Annotated in this window: 18 protein-coding genes; 14 read left to right on the top strand and 4 right to left on the bottom strand. The window is 50.1% G+C overall.

The features are described from left to right. Window positions 1–29: 29 nt before the first annotated feature. Window positions 30–200 carry a hypothetical protein gene (locus EKM99_RS15820; RefSeq protein WP_164511576.1) on the bottom strand — a complete coding sequence of 57 codons (171 nt, stop codon included), beginning with the start codon at window positions 198–200 and terminating at the stop codon, window positions 30–32. Window positions 201–424: 224 nt separating this feature from the next. Here EKM99_RS15820 and EKM99_RS09570 point away from each other — a divergent pair, with 224 nt between their 5' ends. From EKM99_RS09570 to EKM99_RS09535, 8 genes are all read left to right on the top strand, one after another. Then, window positions 425–1,216: a hypothetical protein gene (locus tag EKM99_RS09570; RefSeq protein WP_125583192.1), complete on the top strand. Its 792-nt coding sequence runs from the start codon at window positions 425–427 to the stop codon at window positions 1,214–1,216. Continuing rightward, the gene (locus EKM99_RS09565) at window positions 1,209–1,871 is read left to right on the top strand and encodes a hypothetical protein (protein ID WP_125583191.1); all 663 of its coding nucleotides are present in this window, start codon (window positions 1,209–1,211) and stop codon (window positions 1,869–1,871) included. The genes EKM99_RS09570 and EKM99_RS09565 overlap by 8 nt, the downstream gene beginning before the upstream one ends. A gap of 12 nt (window positions 1,872–1,883) precedes the next feature. Then, a complete protein-coding gene (locus EKM99_RS09560; protein WP_225419830.1) occupies window positions 1,884–2,510 on the top strand; it encodes an ATP-binding cassette domain-containing protein in 627 nt (208 codons plus the stop codon). Further along, window positions 2,507–3,061 carry a hypothetical protein gene (locus EKM99_RS09555; RefSeq protein ID WP_125583190.1) on the top strand — a complete coding sequence of 185 codons (555 nt, stop codon included), beginning with the start codon at window positions 2,507–2,509 and terminating at the stop codon, window positions 3,059–3,061. Before EKM99_RS09560 ends, EKM99_RS09555 begins: the two co-directional genes overlap by 4 nt. Window positions 3,062–3,299: 238 nt before the next feature. After that, on the top strand, window positions 3,300–3,725 hold the full coding sequence (locus tag EKM99_RS09550; protein WP_125583189.1) for a MarR family winged helix-turn-helix transcriptional regulator: 426 nt from the start codon (window positions 3,300–3,302) through the stop codon (window positions 3,723–3,725). A gap of 6 nt (window positions 3,726–3,731) precedes the next feature. Continuing rightward, window positions 3,732–4,889: an MFS transporter gene (locus EKM99_RS09545; protein WP_125583188.1), complete on the top strand. Its 1,158-nt coding sequence runs from the start codon at window positions 3,732–3,734 to the stop codon at window positions 4,887–4,889. A 141-nt stretch (window positions 4,890–5,030) separates the two neighbouring features. After that, a complete protein-coding gene (locus tag EKM99_RS09540) occupies window positions 5,031–5,996 on the top strand; it encodes an aldo/keto reductase family protein (protein WP_125583187.1) in 966 nt (321 codons plus the stop codon). A 115-nt stretch (window positions 5,997–6,111) separates the two neighbouring features. Continuing rightward, window positions 6,112–6,669 (top strand): TetR/AcrR family transcriptional regulator, encoded by a 558-nt coding sequence (locus EKM99_RS09535; protein ID WP_125583186.1) that lies wholly within the window; start codon window positions 6,112–6,114, stop codon window positions 6,667–6,669. On the opposite strand, the gene EKM99_RS09530 is transcribed toward EKM99_RS09535, so the two are convergent. From EKM99_RS09530 to EKM99_RS09520, 3 genes are all read right to left on the bottom strand, one after another. After that, the gene (locus EKM99_RS09530) at window positions 6,656–7,480 is read right to left on the bottom strand and encodes an N-acyl homoserine lactonase family protein (protein ID WP_125583185.1); all 825 of its coding nucleotides are present in this window, start codon (window positions 7,478–7,480) and stop codon (window positions 6,656–6,658) included. The two genes, EKM99_RS09535 and EKM99_RS09530, sit on opposite strands and share 14 nt — an antisense overlap. 243 nt (window positions 7,481–7,723) lie before the next feature. After that, entirely contained in the window at window positions 7,724–7,972 is a 249-nt protein-coding gene (locus EKM99_RS09525; RefSeq protein WP_125583184.1) for a hypothetical protein, read from the bottom strand. 216 nt (window positions 7,973–8,188) lie between these two features. Next, window positions 8,189–8,305, bottom strand: coding sequence for a helix-turn-helix transcriptional regulator (locus EKM99_RS09520; protein WP_125583183.1), 117 nt, complete (start codon window positions 8,303–8,305; stop codon window positions 8,189–8,191). Between the two features lie 484 nt (window positions 8,306–8,789). Here EKM99_RS09520 and glyQ point away from each other — a divergent pair, with 484 nt between their 5' ends. From glyQ to dnaG, 6 genes are all read left to right on the top strand, one after another. Next, on the top strand, window positions 8,790–9,719 hold the full coding sequence (gene glyQ / locus EKM99_RS09515) for a glycine--tRNA ligase subunit alpha (protein ID WP_125583182.1): 930 nt from the start codon (window positions 8,790–8,792) through the stop codon (window positions 9,717–9,719). Continuing rightward, complete coding sequence (gene glyS, locus EKM99_RS09510; RefSeq protein ID WP_125583181.1) at window positions 9,719–11,794, top strand: glycine--tRNA ligase subunit beta; 2,076 nt, start codon at window positions 9,719–9,721, stop codon at window positions 11,792–11,794. Before glyQ ends, glyS begins: the two co-directional genes overlap by 1 nt. Window positions 11,795–12,455: 661 nt before the next feature. Further along, a complete protein-coding gene (locus EKM99_RS15815; RefSeq protein ID WP_164511574.1) occupies window positions 12,456–12,629 on the top strand; it encodes a hypothetical protein in 174 nt (57 codons plus the stop codon). Between the two features lie 12 nt (window positions 12,630–12,641). Further along, complete coding sequence (locus EKM99_RS09505; protein ID WP_125583180.1) at window positions 12,642–12,908, top strand: hypothetical protein; 267 nt, start codon at window positions 12,642–12,644, stop codon at window positions 12,906–12,908. Between the two features lie 87 nt (window positions 12,909–12,995). Continuing rightward, window positions 12,996–13,595 (top strand): SdpI family protein, encoded by a 600-nt coding sequence (locus tag EKM99_RS09500; RefSeq protein ID WP_125583179.1) that lies wholly within the window; start codon window positions 12,996–12,998, stop codon window positions 13,593–13,595. A gap of 170 nt (window positions 13,596–13,765) precedes the next feature. Next, the gene (gene dnaG / locus EKM99_RS09495; protein WP_125583178.1) at window positions 13,766–15,610 is read left to right on the top strand and encodes a DNA primase; all 1,845 of its coding nucleotides are present in this window, start codon (window positions 13,766–13,768) and stop codon (window positions 15,608–15,610) included. Window positions 15,611–15,614 lie beyond the last annotated feature (4 nt).

Raw genomic sequence — 15,614 nt, 5'->3', positions numbered from 1 at the left:
CTCAAAAAAAATTGCCTAATCTCAAAGGATTAGACAATTTTATAAATGGAATTACCAACAACAGTTGACATAGAACCTAAAATTTGACCAGACTTGCTTTGTAGCGCACAGACCACGTTGTGCGCATAGATAAATTCATTGACGGCTTCGGGGTGATAGAGCGGTTTAGCCGCCTGGTAAAGCTGTTCCCAAATGTCCAAACGAGGTCACCTCCAAGTAGATTTAAGATTAAGTCTACCACAAAACTATTTGGCATACCGGAATGATTGGCGGTAAAATCCTTCGTTTGGAAAACTAATGCGGGGACCATTTGCTTGGGGGATAGAGACGATTAAGGTAGGCGATTGATTCGCGGCATGCTATTCTGAAGATACAATTTTTTAAGGGGCGTATACGACAAAATTTGGCGGTACTGGGGGAAATTATGGGGATTATTTGGCGACGCTTGAATCGGCGATGGCTCTTGCTAACGTTTGGCATGGCCTTAGGGCTGGCGATGGGACAATTCTTTTTGAAGGAATCGTATTTAGGTGGCCGAAATCTGTTTTTTTCGTCGCCCTACACGGAGTGGATTGGCATTGATAATTTCAGTTCGCTGGCTGTGACGTATTACTTAGCGCTGCCATTACTGGCGGTCTTACCGGTGGGCAGTCTACTGCAACGGGACCTGAACAATGGCTTTCTCCAACAGTTACGCATGAAGCGACCGGTGGCGGCCATTTTTAAGGGATATTTTGGCTGGTCATTTCTTTTAGGCGGACTGGTGGTTAGCGGGCCATTGTTGGTGAATCTGATGGCCTATCTGCTGGTACTGCCAAATTTACAGCCGGATAATTTGCTTAACAGTAATATTTTGGTGATTCGAGATAATACAATTAACGTCGCGCTGTACTACGCGCATCCGTTCTGGCATGCAGGGATATCGATTGGGTTGGTCTTTATCTGGGGAGCGTTGTTGTCGTGTTTGGTCATGGGAGTAAGCTTTTTTACGACGAAACCATTCGTGACGTTTAGCGCGCTTGCACTCAGCCAAATTGGGGCACTGGTGATCGATTACTTTCATTGGTTCTCCAGTAGTTTGGTGCCCGCTAACTTGCTGAAGGAGTCGGCCAACGCCAGTGTGAATGGGGGGACAACGGTGGTGCTCACGATGGCCCTGTTTATGGTTACCCTCGGAGTAATCACACTTGGTTATCGGCGGTACGTCGATGCGTAATCTTTTGCAGCAACAGTGGCATCAACTGCGCTTGCACTGGCGTGGGAGTACGCTGATTCTTTTGCTGATGGGTCTCTTCGTGGCGGCGCTTCTTCGGGCAACGTTTCAGCCAGGCTTATCAGCCCTTGAGATTTATGCGTCTTTGTTTAACAATCAAGTTTTTGGTCTGATTTATCTGCCTCTCTGTTTAGTTGCGGGGCTCAGCCTATTTGATTATCGACTCATCGATTATGGGCGATTCGGTCGAAAACGGGTTTGGTTTTGGCAACTAGTAAGTCAAAATGTGATGCTGCAAGGGAGTCTGTGGGGACTATGGACCGGAAGCTTGCTGGTACGGGGTTACCTTCTCGGTCAATGGGCGGCTGTTAAGATAATACTGTGGGGCTGTTTACAGCTGGGAGGCCATCAGGGATTCTTCGTGACCCTCAGTTTGGTGGTGTACTGGGTGACGCGGAAGAAAGTTTGGGCCGTGCTGGGAATTTGGTTACCGACGGTTGCTAGTTTAGATATCCTCCGGCAACCGCTGTCGCCATTCTTCAAGTACGTTCATTTGGCACCATTTGGACATGCGTGGCCGGCAGCGGGAGCGGTGCTTCTTGGATGGGGAGTGGCTGTCATCGGATTATGTTGGCTGATTGATTGGCGTGATAGTTAGGGGGAGTAGAACGTGGAACTGATTCGACTGACAAATGTGCGTAAACAGTTTGGCCGCCAACAAGTTTTACGGGACGTCTCGTTCCAGATTGAAGTTGGCACGATTGCAGCGTTAATGGGAATTAATGGTTCCGGCAAGACCCTCATTCTAAAGAGCATGTTGGGCCTAATGAAGACGCAAGGCGAGATTACCATCAAAGGTGTTCCGCTCAAGGTGGGGCGCGCGTATCCAGTCTCGGCAGGCATCATGATTGAAAGTCCCAGCGTGTTACCGGAATTTTCGGCCGTGACGAATCTAGAATTAATTGCTGATCTGCTGCCTGACGTCACCAATCAAGCAATTCTAGACCTGTTGCGGGAATTTGACCTACCAACGACGCGTTCTGCCAAGGTCCGTAACTTCTCACTGGGAATGAAGCAGAAGTTGGGGATTGCTCAGGCCGTTTTAGGTGGCAGTGAGCTCATTGTTTTGGATGAACCCACGAATGCACTGGATGCGGCGAGCATTGAAAAGCTGATTACTTACCTCCGACAGCTCCGAACTGATGGTAGTACTCTGGTGATTGCGTCTCACGATGAGGCCTTTGTGACCGCAATTGCGGATCAGCGGATACGGGTTGAAGCGGGGACGATTAAATGAAACGACCACGGAAGCATGTTATTTGGATGCTCTTGCTCGTGATAGGAACAACCTTGGGCGGCGCGTGGCAATTTCACCACGTAAACCGTCACGTGATACTAAAACCAGTCGTGGAACAACGCGTTTATCCATGGCGCTGGGGCGGCAGTCAAAAGGCGCCATTCAAGGTACTGACGGCCAGTCAGCGAACTGTGGCGGATGGCAAGGAAGTGACAATCCACTTACTTCTTGGGAATTTACAGCTGGCCAACTATGGTTTTCACGCCAAAAATTTGAATTTGATTGAAGATATGTGGTTAAACATCCCCTATGGCATCAGTAATCAGTCCCGGGGGATGCAACATCCAAACGGTCGGTATTACACGGAAAAGGAGTTGCATCGGTCTACAAACAAGGATGTGACTTTACGTTTCTCGGTCATCCCCAACAGTTATCGGTACCGCTTGCAGCCGGCACGATTTAGCTTTTTGGTACCGGAGCGACCTAATCAATTTGTGAAATACTCCGTGATGTTAGATTTAACGCATGATGGTTCGGTGCTGGCCTCATGAAAAATAATAGTGCTGAGTGCCATGACTCTGCTAGTCGCAGGGTTATTTTTGTGCTGATAGTTGTTGCGAAAAAAATTGTCAACGAGTTTCACGTCACCGTAAGAGGGTAATAGTCGTTGTACTATTGACTACCAGTGCTTTTTCAAGCCGATTCAAAGTTAGTAAGTCTTTAGAAAACGAGAGACAACCTTTCAAAAGTACACAGCTAGCTGTATACTTATTTTAAGAGGTGAGTCACATGAACAGCGACCAAGTCGTGTCCTGGAAGCTCGTTCTTCTAGGTCGCAAAATTAGAAACAGGCGGAATCAATTCGTCCGGAATTTAGAATTAACCAGCGTCCAAGCTGATGCCCTGCGGTTCTTTACGGATCATCCCAACAGTACAATCACGGATTTTAAGGTGCAGCAACAGGTGACGCATCAGACCGAACGACTGATTGTGAAACGGTTGGTTGACCGTGAACTCTTGGTCCTAAGGCCTAATCCAGCCGATAATCGGTCGAAACTCGTTGCGGTAACGCGCACTGGTCAGGATAAGTTGGAGCAGTTAAATCAGCATATTCTACAGGTGAGTGCGACCCTGTTCACGGGCTTCTCGGCAGATGAGCAGCAGCAAATGTTCACCCTGCTCGACCGCATCAATGATAATTTGGAAAGGAACTGACGGCGTGTGAAGACCCGTTTGTATACAAAAGACGTTAAATTAGTGTTGGCGGCCAGCTTTTTCTTCTTGATGAGTCCCATGTTGGTCAATCCCATTATTGCGGGATTTTCCAGTAACGTTGGCGCCAACAGCGTGCTGGCAGGAATCGTCGCCGGGATGATGAACCTGACATCGCTCATTCTCCGGCCATTAGCGGGTAATCTAACCGACCGTTTTTCTAAGTATTGTTTAAGTTCAATTGGGGCTGGTTTTATTCTGGTTGCCTGTATTGGGTACGGGGTGTCCACGGCGGTGCCACTGATCATGCTGTGGCGGGTCGTGAACGGTATTGGGTACACGCTGTGCTCGGTTTGCATGGCAACCTGGATGGCGAGCTTATTACCGGCCGATCGGATCGGTGCTGGGATGGGAATCTATGGCATTGCGAACGCTTTAGGCATGGCGATTGGACCCGCCGTGAGTGTTTTTCTGTATCACCGGTTTGGCTACCGCAGTGTTTTCTGGGTGGCAACGGCGTTTATTATTCTTTTATTGATGACGATTCAATTTGTGGGGGATAAAAGTGTCCCTCATCCCGACTATCAGCAGAATAAGGGCAAGCATGAAAAAATGCGGCTGGTCCAACCGAAAGTCGTTCCAGTCGCCGCAATTTTGCTGTTGTTTTCATTGCCATACTTTGCGACTCAGACTTACATCGTGAGCTACGTCTTTCATCGTGGATTTGCGATTCCGGCGGGGGCCTTTTTCCCGGTCTATGCACTGGTGTTGCTAGCCATGCGGTTAATTCTGCGGGATGCCTTTGATCGGGTGCCGTTTAAAAAATTCTTCTGGATCTGCCTTGGCTGCAATCTCATTGGCATCATTGGTCTGACGGATATGGACAATTGGGCCATGTTGATTGTCGGTGCGGTGGGCCTGGCGGCCGGGTACGGCTTGATGTTCTCCATTTGTCAGGCCAAGTCTTTGACGCTGGTGCCGAAAGCCGACCGGGGATTGGCCAACAGCACGTTCTACATCGGTATTGATTTGGGGATGACACTGGGGCCCATGCTTGCCGGGGTCATCACGACCTACTTGCCATGGGTCTGGCTATATCCGGTGATGGCCGTGACGTTACCCGTAATTATCCTGGGTTACTTGGAAAACCGGCGGGGCCTGGCCTAAATGGGCAATCGGGTGTCAATCGACGGAGAAAACGGTCGTCTGCGGGAATAATTGGTCCAGGGCGGCAGTCGTGGTACACTAATCTCATATCATTTTCTAATTAAATTCTTATTAATTTACAATGAATGGGAGCGCGTACATATGAAATATCGACAATTAGGGCAATCGGGCCTACGAGTGAGTGAACTGGCACTGGGGAGTTGGCTGACGGACGTCAGTGACACCGCTAAGCAGGACCTGGCAAACCAGAGTATTCAGTTGGCTTATGAAAGTGGTATTAACTACTTCGACTGTGCGGACGTCTACAGTCGGGGGGCCGCCGAACGTTTCTTGGGTAAGGCACTCCAACAATTTCCGCGCAAAGAGCTGGTGGTCTCGAGTAAGGTGTTTTTCCCTTCAGATACCGGCGTCAATGACCGGGGCCTGTCGCGAAAGCACATCACCGAATCCATTGACCAGTCACTGCGCAACCTACAGACGGATTATTTGGACCTGTATTTCTGCCACCGGTTCGATCCGCAGACGCCGTTAGCGGAAACGTTGACGACGTTGAGTGGGCTGGTCGACCAAGGAAAAATTCTGTACTACGGGGTCAGTGAATGGACGCCCGTGCAAATTCTCAAGGCAGAACTGATTATCCAGGAACGGGGACTCCACCCAATTACGGTCGTGCAACCCGAGTACAACATGTTTGATCGCTACATCGAACACGAACTGATTGATTTGTGTGGCGAAATGGGCTTGGGCATCGTGCCGTTTTCACCGCTGGCACAAGGCCTGTTGACTGGTAAGTATCGCCAGGGACAGCCAGCACCAGCCGGGTCCCGGGGTACGTTCCAACCAGACCTACAAGCACAACTGGTGCCAGAAAACTTTGAGAAAATTGATGCCTTAACCAAAATGGCCGCGGAGTTGGACACGGACCTGGCAACCTTTGCCTTGGCGTGGGACAAGCGTGATTCGCGGATCTCCAGTCTCATCATTGGGGCCAGCAAGCCGGAACAGCTCAAGAATAATTTGAAGGCAGTTGACCTGGAAATTCCAGCAGAGTACGAGGCTCGGATTGATAAGCTATTTGGGTTTAAGAAGTTCTTCCGTGAAATTTAAAAAAATGGTCCTGGTCACAATCTTCAGTATGTGCTGTTGATTGTGGCCAGGATCATTTTAGTGTTTAATTTTGAAGAATTATGGTTATGATAGACTTACGTGAAGGAGGACTACCATGCCAAAACTGGATCGACGCGTTACCAAGACCTTAAATCTAATTGATGAAACCGGTTATGATTTATTAACCACAACTTCATTTGAACGATTATCTGTGGCTGCCATTTGTCAAACTGCACAGATTGGTCGTTCGACGTTCTACCAATATTACCTGGACAAATATGACTGGTTAGAAAAGCAGGTGACAATCTACACGGATAAGTTTCAAGCGCTGATGGCCACTCGTGAGGAGGATTTTAAGCAAGGGGATTCGCTAACGCAATTGGTTACAGAACTTCTTCCAGATCAAGAGCGGTTGAAAGTGTTACTGGTGATTCATGTTGATGAGGTTGATTTAGAAGATAAGTTCCAAGAGATCCTGCAAGCAGCGTTACCGCAATACTTAAAGCACGCTAAGAATCTAAATGTGCCAGTGCCTTACTTGCAAGAAATTTACGCGTCGACAGCCATGACGTACATTCGTTACGCAATCTTCCATGGATTAGATGACCAAATTAGTTTGTTCATGAATCAAGCCTTCAACGCCGTATTGGCTGTGGTTACTAAGCCAACGTAATCGTATGCGGTTGAATGCGTGGATCATGATTGGTCAACGTTTCAATCACTTGCGGTTCTTGTGACTTCTGCTGAACCCAAGCAACAGATTGGATGGCTTGAGGGCGATTGATGACGATCCCTGGCGTATAAAGGTGGTCGATGGATTCCTGGGCGTAGGCCGTGTCACTGGCTAAGAGAACTTCTTGACCGGCACCACCACGAATGAGAGTTGCGGCTAATCCACGACTGTGGCCAGGTGTGTAAATGAATTGCACGGAACCGTCCTGGAATAAATCAAAGGACTGGTGGTAAGGCCCAAGCTGGCTCGGAGAAAATTGAAAAGTTTGAAGGTCGACACCGCGCCACATTTTAGGAATGTAGCGGAGTGGGTCATGTTGGGCGGCCGTCCACTCCGGTTGACTAACCAAAATTTTCTGAGCATCCTTGACCAAGGGGAGCCCGCTGGCGTGATCGCTATGCAAGTGACTTAAAACTAGGTAGTCGATGTCTTGTGGCTGGAAGCCAAGCTGGTTGAGTTGCTCACGAATCGACCAGCCCGCGGGAAGGTAGGCTTTGTTGATTTGCATCTGCAGACCCAATTCTTGCCATTGACTGGTGCGAACACGTTCGTTCCAACCCGTATCAATGAGAATCAGTCCTTGGGGGTGCTCAATAAGGTAGCTAGAAACAGGGAGTGTGACTTGATTGATATGAGAGCGGAATAGACCGGTGAAGGCAAGTGGGTTCCGGAATTTTTCGTGGGCGGGTAAGCCGGCGTCAACCTTAACCAAGCCGGTGTGAAGAACGTGAATTTTAATTTGGGCTGTCATGATGAGGACTTCCTTTACTTAAGTGAATAACCATAGTCTACAAGGAAGTTCGGTGAAACTTAAGAACACTTTCTAACATAGTGTTAGATAACTTAAATAGCGTATTTAAATGGTTTGAAATTTTCAAAGCGTCAGGATCGATAGGTTTGGCATTGCTGTAGAACTTCCACACAGTATTGGGCAAACGTGATGCGCGCATCCTGTTGTTTAGGTTGGATTTACAGATTAATTGTCCGTTTGAACTTAGAATGACCAATGCAAGATGCTAGTTGCAATCAGCCAGGTTAGTCCGCCGCCTATGAGGAGCCCCACAAGTGCACTCAGCGTCAGAATCCAAGCCTGGTGTTTTCGTGTGGGCGTTTCTTCAGGAGCTGGCAAGTGTTTAAGATAGGCATTAATTTGGCGAAATGTTTTGAGCTGCAGGTGTTGACTAAGGTAGATTAAGTAACCGGTTGAAAGCAGGCCAACGGTCGTGATTGCAGCAATTGCCATTGCGGTTGGAATCATGGGAAGCCAGCGTAACCCGACAAATAGACCATAAACCAGGAATAGACAAGTAAAGGACATCGCCAGTAAGCTTTTTAGGTGATGCTTATTTGCCTGCGTGTGTACCGTATTCAGGTCATCCCCGACGAGATTGTCTACCGTGACGTGGTAGAGGTTAGCGAGAACAATCAGGCTTTGAATGTCGGGATACGTTTTGCCATTTTACCAGTTGGAAATGGTTTGGCGTGACAGAAAAATTTTCTCGGCGAGATCCGTTTGTGTCCAGTGCTGTTGCTTGCGATAAGCAATTAATGTGGCTTGTAGCTTCAATGGTTTCATGAGAACTGTTCCTCCCTTTAACTATCTCTATCATGCCATAAAACGGTGCTGCTGTCTGTCAAAAGTCTTTGTCATCGTGATTAGATGGGGATTCTAGCTACTTGATTGGTTTAGAGTAGCGGGAGGATGGGTGCCTGAGTCTAAAACTCAGTTGACAACCCCACCCCAGACGACTATCATAAAACACAGTTAAATAAGTCGATTATGATGAATGAAAAACGCAGTGGCCATTAACAGCGAGTCCGGAAGAGTGTGAGCCGGGTAATGGGTGTTGTGAGTTGGCACATTCGGAGTCGTTTCCAAGTAAGCTGCTAGCCCATTTGTGACTAGAAGTAGGGTGGAACCGCGAAATTAAAACTTCGTCCCTACGTGAATTTGCCTCGGTGAATTCTCGTAGGGATTTTTTTGCGCGCTTATTTGTTTAATCGGTCGATTAGTTGGTGCATAAGCCCACTAACAACCATACAAGGAGGAAACAGCACCCATGACAGAAAAACTGTCCATGCAAGCAATCATTTTAAAGTTACAACAGTACTGGTCCGCGCAGGGCTGCATGCTGATGCAAGCTTACGATACGGAAAAAGGGGCCGGGACGATGAGCCCTTACACCTTCTTACGGGCGATCGGACCAGAACCCTGGAACGCCGCTTACGTTGAACCTTCTCGCCGACCAGCCGATGGTCGTTACGGGGAGAACCCGAACCGGTTGTACCAACACCACCAATTCCAAGTGATCATGAAGCCTTCACCCGACAACATTCAGGAACTTTACCTGAACAGTTTGAAGGAACTCGGCATCAACCCGCTCGAACATGATATTCGGTTCGTTGAAGATAACTGGGAGAACCCATCCATGGGTTGTGCCGGTGTTGGTTGGGAAGTTTGGTTGGACGGGATGGAAATCACCCAGTTCACTTACTTCCAAGTCGTTGGGGGGATGGAAGTTGATCCCGTCACGTCTGAAGTGACCTATGGGTTGGAACGACTGGCTTCCTACGTACAAGACGTCAATTCCGTCTTCGACCTGGAATGGGCCGACGGTGTTAAATACGGCGACATCTTCAAGGAACCCGAATACGAACACTCCAAGTACAGCTTTGAAGAAAGCAACCAGGACATGTTGCTCCGGCATTTTGACGAGTATGAGGACGAAGCCAAGAAGCAAATCGCTAACGGCTTAGTTCACCCCGCCTACGATTACATTCTGAAATGTAGTCACACCTTCAACCTGTTAGATGCTCGCGGTGCCGTTTCCGTTACTGAACGAGCCGGTTACCTGTCACGCATCCGGAACATGGCGCGTGCCGTCGCCCGGGCCTTCGTCGCTGAACGGAAGAAGCGTGGGTTCCCGCTGATCAAGGACGATGCCTTACGTGCAAAATTATTAGCAGACGATGAGGAGGCCAAAAAATAATGGCACACACATTTTTACTTGAAATTGGACTAGAAGAAATGCCAGCCCACGTGGTGACGCCAGCTATCAAGCAACTGGTCAAACGCACGGCTGACTATTTAAAAGAAGAACGCGTGGCTTACTCGGACATCAAGCCGTTTTCAACACCACGGCGGTTAGCCATTTTAATCAGTGGCTTAGCCGACAAGCAAGAAGACGTGAGCGAATCCGTCAAAGGCCCAGCCAAGAAGATCGCACAAGACGCTGATGGTAACTGGAGCAAGGCCGCAATCGGTTTTACCCGGGGCCAAGGGTTGACGCCTGACGACATTACCTTCAAAGAGATTAAGGGTACTGAATACGTCTACGTCGACAAGTTTATTGCCGGCGAACCCGTCGCAACTGTTTTGGCTGGTTTGAAGGACATTATCACGGCCATGACCTTCCCAACCATGATGAAGTGGGGCACCCATCACTTTGAATACGTCCGGCCAATTCGCTGGATGGTAGCCTTGTTAGACGCTGACGTGATTCCATTTAGTATCTTGAACGTGACGACGGGCCGCAATACCCGCGGTCACCGTTTCCTGGGTACCGACGTGGATATTGCCACAGCAGCCGACTACGAAGCTGACCTGACTGCCCAATTTGTGATTGCCGATGCCGACAAGCGGAAGGCTTTGATCAAGCAACAGATTGAAAAAATCGCTGCTGACCACAGCTGGACGGTTAACATTGACGCCGGTTTATTGGAAGAGGTCAACAACTTAGTTGAATGGCCAACCGCCTTTGAAGGCAGCTTTGATGAAAAATACCTGACCATCCCCGAAGAAGTGTTGATCACCTCCATGCGTGACCACCAACGGTTCTTCTACGCGCGGGATGCAAGTGGCAAGCTCTTGCCGAACTTCATCTCCGTTCGTAACGGGAACGACCACGACCTCCAAAACGTGGTTGCCGGGAACGAAAAAGTTCTGACGGCTCGGTTGGAAGATGCCATGTTCTTCTACACGGAAGACCAGAAGAAGACCATTGCTGACTACGTTGAACGGCTCAAGTCTGTTAGCTTCCACGACAAGATCAGTACCATGGCCGAAAAGATGGCTCGCGTCACAGCCATCGTGGGTGTTTTAGCCAAGCAATTCGATTTGAACGATGCGCAGACTAAGGCGGCCTTACGTGCCAGCGAAATCTACAAGTTTGACTTGGTCACCGGGATGGTCGGCGAATTTGCTGAACTCCAAGGCGTCATGGGTGAGAAGTACGCCTTACTCCAAGGCGAAGATCCAGCCGTTGCTCAGGCCGTTCGGGAACACTACGAACCTATCTCCGCTGACGGTGCGCTGCCTGAATCCGTTCCTGGTGCCGTCTTGGCGCTGGCTGACAAGTTCGATAGTATTTTGACGTTCTTCGCTGCCGGGATGATTCCTAGTGGTTCCAACGACCCTTACGCTTTGCGGCGTCAGGCGACCGGGATCGTCCGGATTGCCCGCGATCAAAAGTGGTCCCTGCCAGTTGCTGAATTGGCTACTGATTTTATCACGGCTGAAGATGCGGCTAACGTGGCGCCTAAGCTGGACCAAGCTGGTCAAATTGATGCGATGGTGACCTTCATCAAGGATCGGATCCGCAAGATTTTACGTTCTGCTAAGCAACGGCATGACATTATTGATGCCGTGACGGCTGGTTCCAGCAGTGACGTGCTACAGATCTTCACGGCCGCTGATATCTTGGCGAGCCACGCTGCCGACGACAACTTCAAGGCAGTTATTGAATCCTTGACCCGGGTGATTCGTTTAGCCCAAAAGGCCCCAGCTGAATTAGCTGACGCCACGGTCGATGCCAAGCTGTTCGAAAATGACAGTGAAGGGGCGTTGGACCAGGGTGTTGCGGAGGTTGCAGCGGCCGCTGACAAGGGCTTAGATGCCTTGTTCGCCAGCCTGGTTGCCATCCAACCAACCATTGCGGCTTACTTTGAGGCCACGATGGTCATGGACAAGAACGATGCCGTCCGGAACAACCGGTTGACGGAACTGAGTCACTTGGCTAAGTTGGCGTTGACGTTGGGCGATTTGGATCAATTGATCGTGAAATAAGGTTCCCTAAAAATTGTGATCACGAAGGCGTCTGTTCACCACGAGTTCTGTGGTGGCGGGCGCCTTTTTTTGCGTGTAAACGTAGGCATAACCTTCTATACGGCAAGGATAGAATCCGGAATATCAGTAAGATTGACTAGGCCTACCGGCTTACCGTTCGTCAAATTTAGGCTGGAAAGCTGGGGGAAGGACGCCGGCAACCTGAGAAACGGTCTGCCAGCCCACTTGTGCCTACATAGACAGCGGCCAATTACGGTAGGTAAACGTTGCCTGTCCAGCGATGGTCACCTCAATGTCATTGCGAAGAACAATCCTAACCGGAGGAGGACAGAGATGGGGCAGCTGTGTTGACGGTGTTAGCTGGGAACCAGCTTACAGCGTGGGACGCGTTTGGAGACTGGCGTTTTGTGTCAGTCTTCAAACCGAGCCGGAGGACCGCCCCTCAGGCCGCAGGCGGTCCCCATAGCAGCCGGAATCTCTGGCAGCCGCAGGTGGCAATTTCTAACTAATCTTATGGATTGAATCTCTTTTAGCTGGGCCGTTGTAGGCGCTTTTTTATCTTGCGTTGGTTCGGTAGCGACCGTTACCAGTGAGTTCGCGAGTATCTGCGGCTGAAAAGGCTGTACACTGAAGCCAAATTAGTGAGACGGGGGGTGGCAAGATGTTATTACCAAACTTCAGTCGGCGGCGACTGCTTATTTTCCGGGTGTTGAATGCCAGTCTTTACGCGTTTATCTGGGTTCTCCAGGTGCAGGCCAACCAGTGGACCACCATCATGTGGCTGTTGACGGCCTTGGTCATTGCCATCGGTGGCACCATGACGTGGCAATGGTAGCGTGCTCCCCGGTTGGAATGGGACCTGCACCTGGTTTTCCTGATCTATGCAATCTTCTTCCTATTGTTTCCCCAGATACGGAGCATGGTTGGGCCCTTGGAGCGGATGGGGGTGATTCTGAGTGTGGTTGCCGTCAGCCTGCCAACTGGCCAACCGCTGCGGTTTCACTGGTTGGGACGGTATGAGGACCCGGATACCAGCGTGAATCTAGTCGGTGGACGCTGGTTATTGGGTGTTGGTGTGGCTCTCACTTTAATGGGTATCATGAGTGGCAATTAGTGGAGTCGTTTTACTTGAGAAGTCGCCGATAAGCGGCTAAAATAGTGGCCCATCTGAAGTTGGGCTAACGTAAAATGGGATGAGCATATGTTATTACCAAAATTTAGTCGTCGAGAGTTGAACGGATTTGTCTGGTTAAATCTAAGTGTGATGGGTCTCTTGTGGTTGGGGCAACTGGCGAACGTCAAACGTGGCTTACCCGCACTTGGTGTGGTCATGGTGTTCAGTGTCCTAGCGTTACTCATGGATTATGGCCCCCTGATTTTTAAGTCGGCGGAAAACGTTGAAGAGGTTGACCATATTCGCTTGGACCTGAACGTGGCCTTCAGTGTTTATGGGCTATTATATCTATTATTACCCGGCGCCTTTAGCCCCCAGGATCGGGCGGGGAGCTTGGCCGTTCTGGGAGTCGTCTTCTCGGTGGGTAGCTTGTCACTGGCCTACGTTCACCGCAATCATTACGTGGGCATTCGTTTTCCGCAAACGTACGCGTCGCCCATCGTCTGGCACAAGACCAACCTGTTAGGCGCTCGGCTGGGGTTTGTGAGCGGTATCGTCTTTTTCCTTGCGGCTGGCCTATTTGGGGCTGACGTGGGAATCATCGTGTTACTGGTTGGCGTGGGGTTCCTAGCACTGAGTACTTGGACGTATGCCCAACGATTGTCCCGGCATAATCAGTGGCAATGAGGACCGTCAACAGTGAAGCATTCCAGTTGACACCACGCGTAATTGGAGTAATATGTATAGTGTATCTTTACGCACGTAGGGCCAATTAAAAAGTCGCACTTGTCGGATTGCCGGGGTGCGACTTTTCAAGGCAATGGGTGCAACGGAATTCACGGTAAGGGAGTGATGGCGTGGCAAAGATACCCGAAGACGTGATTGAAACCGTCCGCACCGCAACGAACATCGCGGACGTCGTTGGCCAGTACGTGCAACTCAAGAAGTCAGGGAAGAACCTGTTTGGGCTTTGTCCGTTTCATGAGGAACGGACGCCGTCATTTTCTGTTTCAGAAGACAAGCAAATTTTTCACTGTTTCAGTTGTGGTCGTGGGGGCAACGTCTTCAAGTTTCTGATGGAACTGGAGCACGTCACGTTCCCCGAGGCCGTTATCAAGGTCGCCGACTATAGTCACGTGGACTTGGCCAGCGAGTATCGCCAAGATGCAGCCGGTCCCAAGATGGACTCCAAGACTAGTCAGCTGATCGATTTGCAGGAACAAGCGGCCAAACTTTACCACCACGTGTTAGTCAACACGGAGGTCGGCCAACCGGCGCTGGATTACCTGCACAATCGGGGACTGACGGACGATACCATTGAGACGTACCAGCTCGGCTTCGCACCGGGTCAACGCTTACTCAAGCCCTTCTTTGAAGAACGCCAAAGCGACTACCAACTTTTGCGGCAGTCGGGGCTCTTCATTGAAAATGCCGAGGGTGAGCTGCGAGACCGTTTTACCGAACGGGTCATGTTTCCCTTGCGCAATGCGAGTGGTCACGTGGCGGCCTTCTCTGGGCGGCTGATGAAAAAGGCGGATGACCAGCCGAAATATCTGAACAGTCCGGAAACGCCGCTGTTCAACAAGAGCCGGTTGTTGTTCAATTTTGACTTGGCGCGCACCGCGATTCGCGAGGCGGGTGAGGTCACCCTGTTTGAAGGGTACATGGACGTCATTTCTGCCACCCAAGCCGGTGTGCATAATGGGATTGCATCCATGGGGACCAGCCTGACCACCGAACAGATTTATGCAATCGAGCGGACCACGGACAAGCTTAACGTGTGTTACGATGGGGATGAACCCGGTCAACGGGCCATTTCCCGGGCACTGACGTTGTTGGGCCAGCACAGTCACCTGAATCTGAGTGTGATCCAGTTGCCAGAGGGACAAGATCCCGATGAATACCGACGCGCACATGGTGACGAGGCGTTTCGCCAAATGTTGGTGAGCGCGAAGGAACCGCCGTTGCAGTTTAATTTACGTTTCATGCGGCGGAATAAGTCCTTGGATACCGACAGCGAGCAGTTAGATTATGTGAATCAGATTATGCCACTGTTGGCGCAAGTTCAAGAACCGGTTGAGCTCGACATGTATTTGACCCAAATTGCCAATGAATTTCACATTGACAAGGCGGCGTTGCAGGCGCAACTCAAACAAACGCAACGCAGCACGGTGGCTCAGCAGGAACGGGAACGACCGCGGCAACAGACACAACAGCAGGCGCCACCGGAACCACCAGTGACCGTCCATCAACAACAACGTCCACTGACCCGGCTTGAACGGGCTGAACGCGGGTTATTGATTCGCTTGCTCCACGACAGAAATGTCTGGGCCAAAGTCAGTAATCTCGACGGTTTCAGCTTCGTGCACGACGACTATCAAGTGATCTACACCTTGGCCCAAGGTTATTTTCAAACGCACCAAACATACCGTACTGCGCAGTTCACGGACTTTCTAAAGGAAGACCGACTGCAGCAGATTGTCATCGATTTAGAAACGGCAACTTACGCGGCGGTCACCCCGCGTGAGATTGATGACTATTTAGCAATCATTATGGATGAGGCTCCGGTCGAGGAACAACTGCGCCAGAAGAAAAATCAACTGGCGGAGGCCTCGCGACTCGGAGACGCCGAACAACAACGGCAATTAGTCATTGAGATTGTTCAGTTGGAGCAACAGCGCCAAGCGAACAAGCAACTTTAGTCTA

Source organism: Levilactobacillus cerevisiae (genome assembly GCF_003946245.1).
Taxonomy (GTDB): domain Bacteria; phylum Bacillota; class Bacilli; order Lactobacillales; family Lactobacillaceae; genus Levilactobacillus; species Levilactobacillus cerevisiae.
This window is presented reverse-complemented; position numbering and strand designations above follow the sequence as displayed.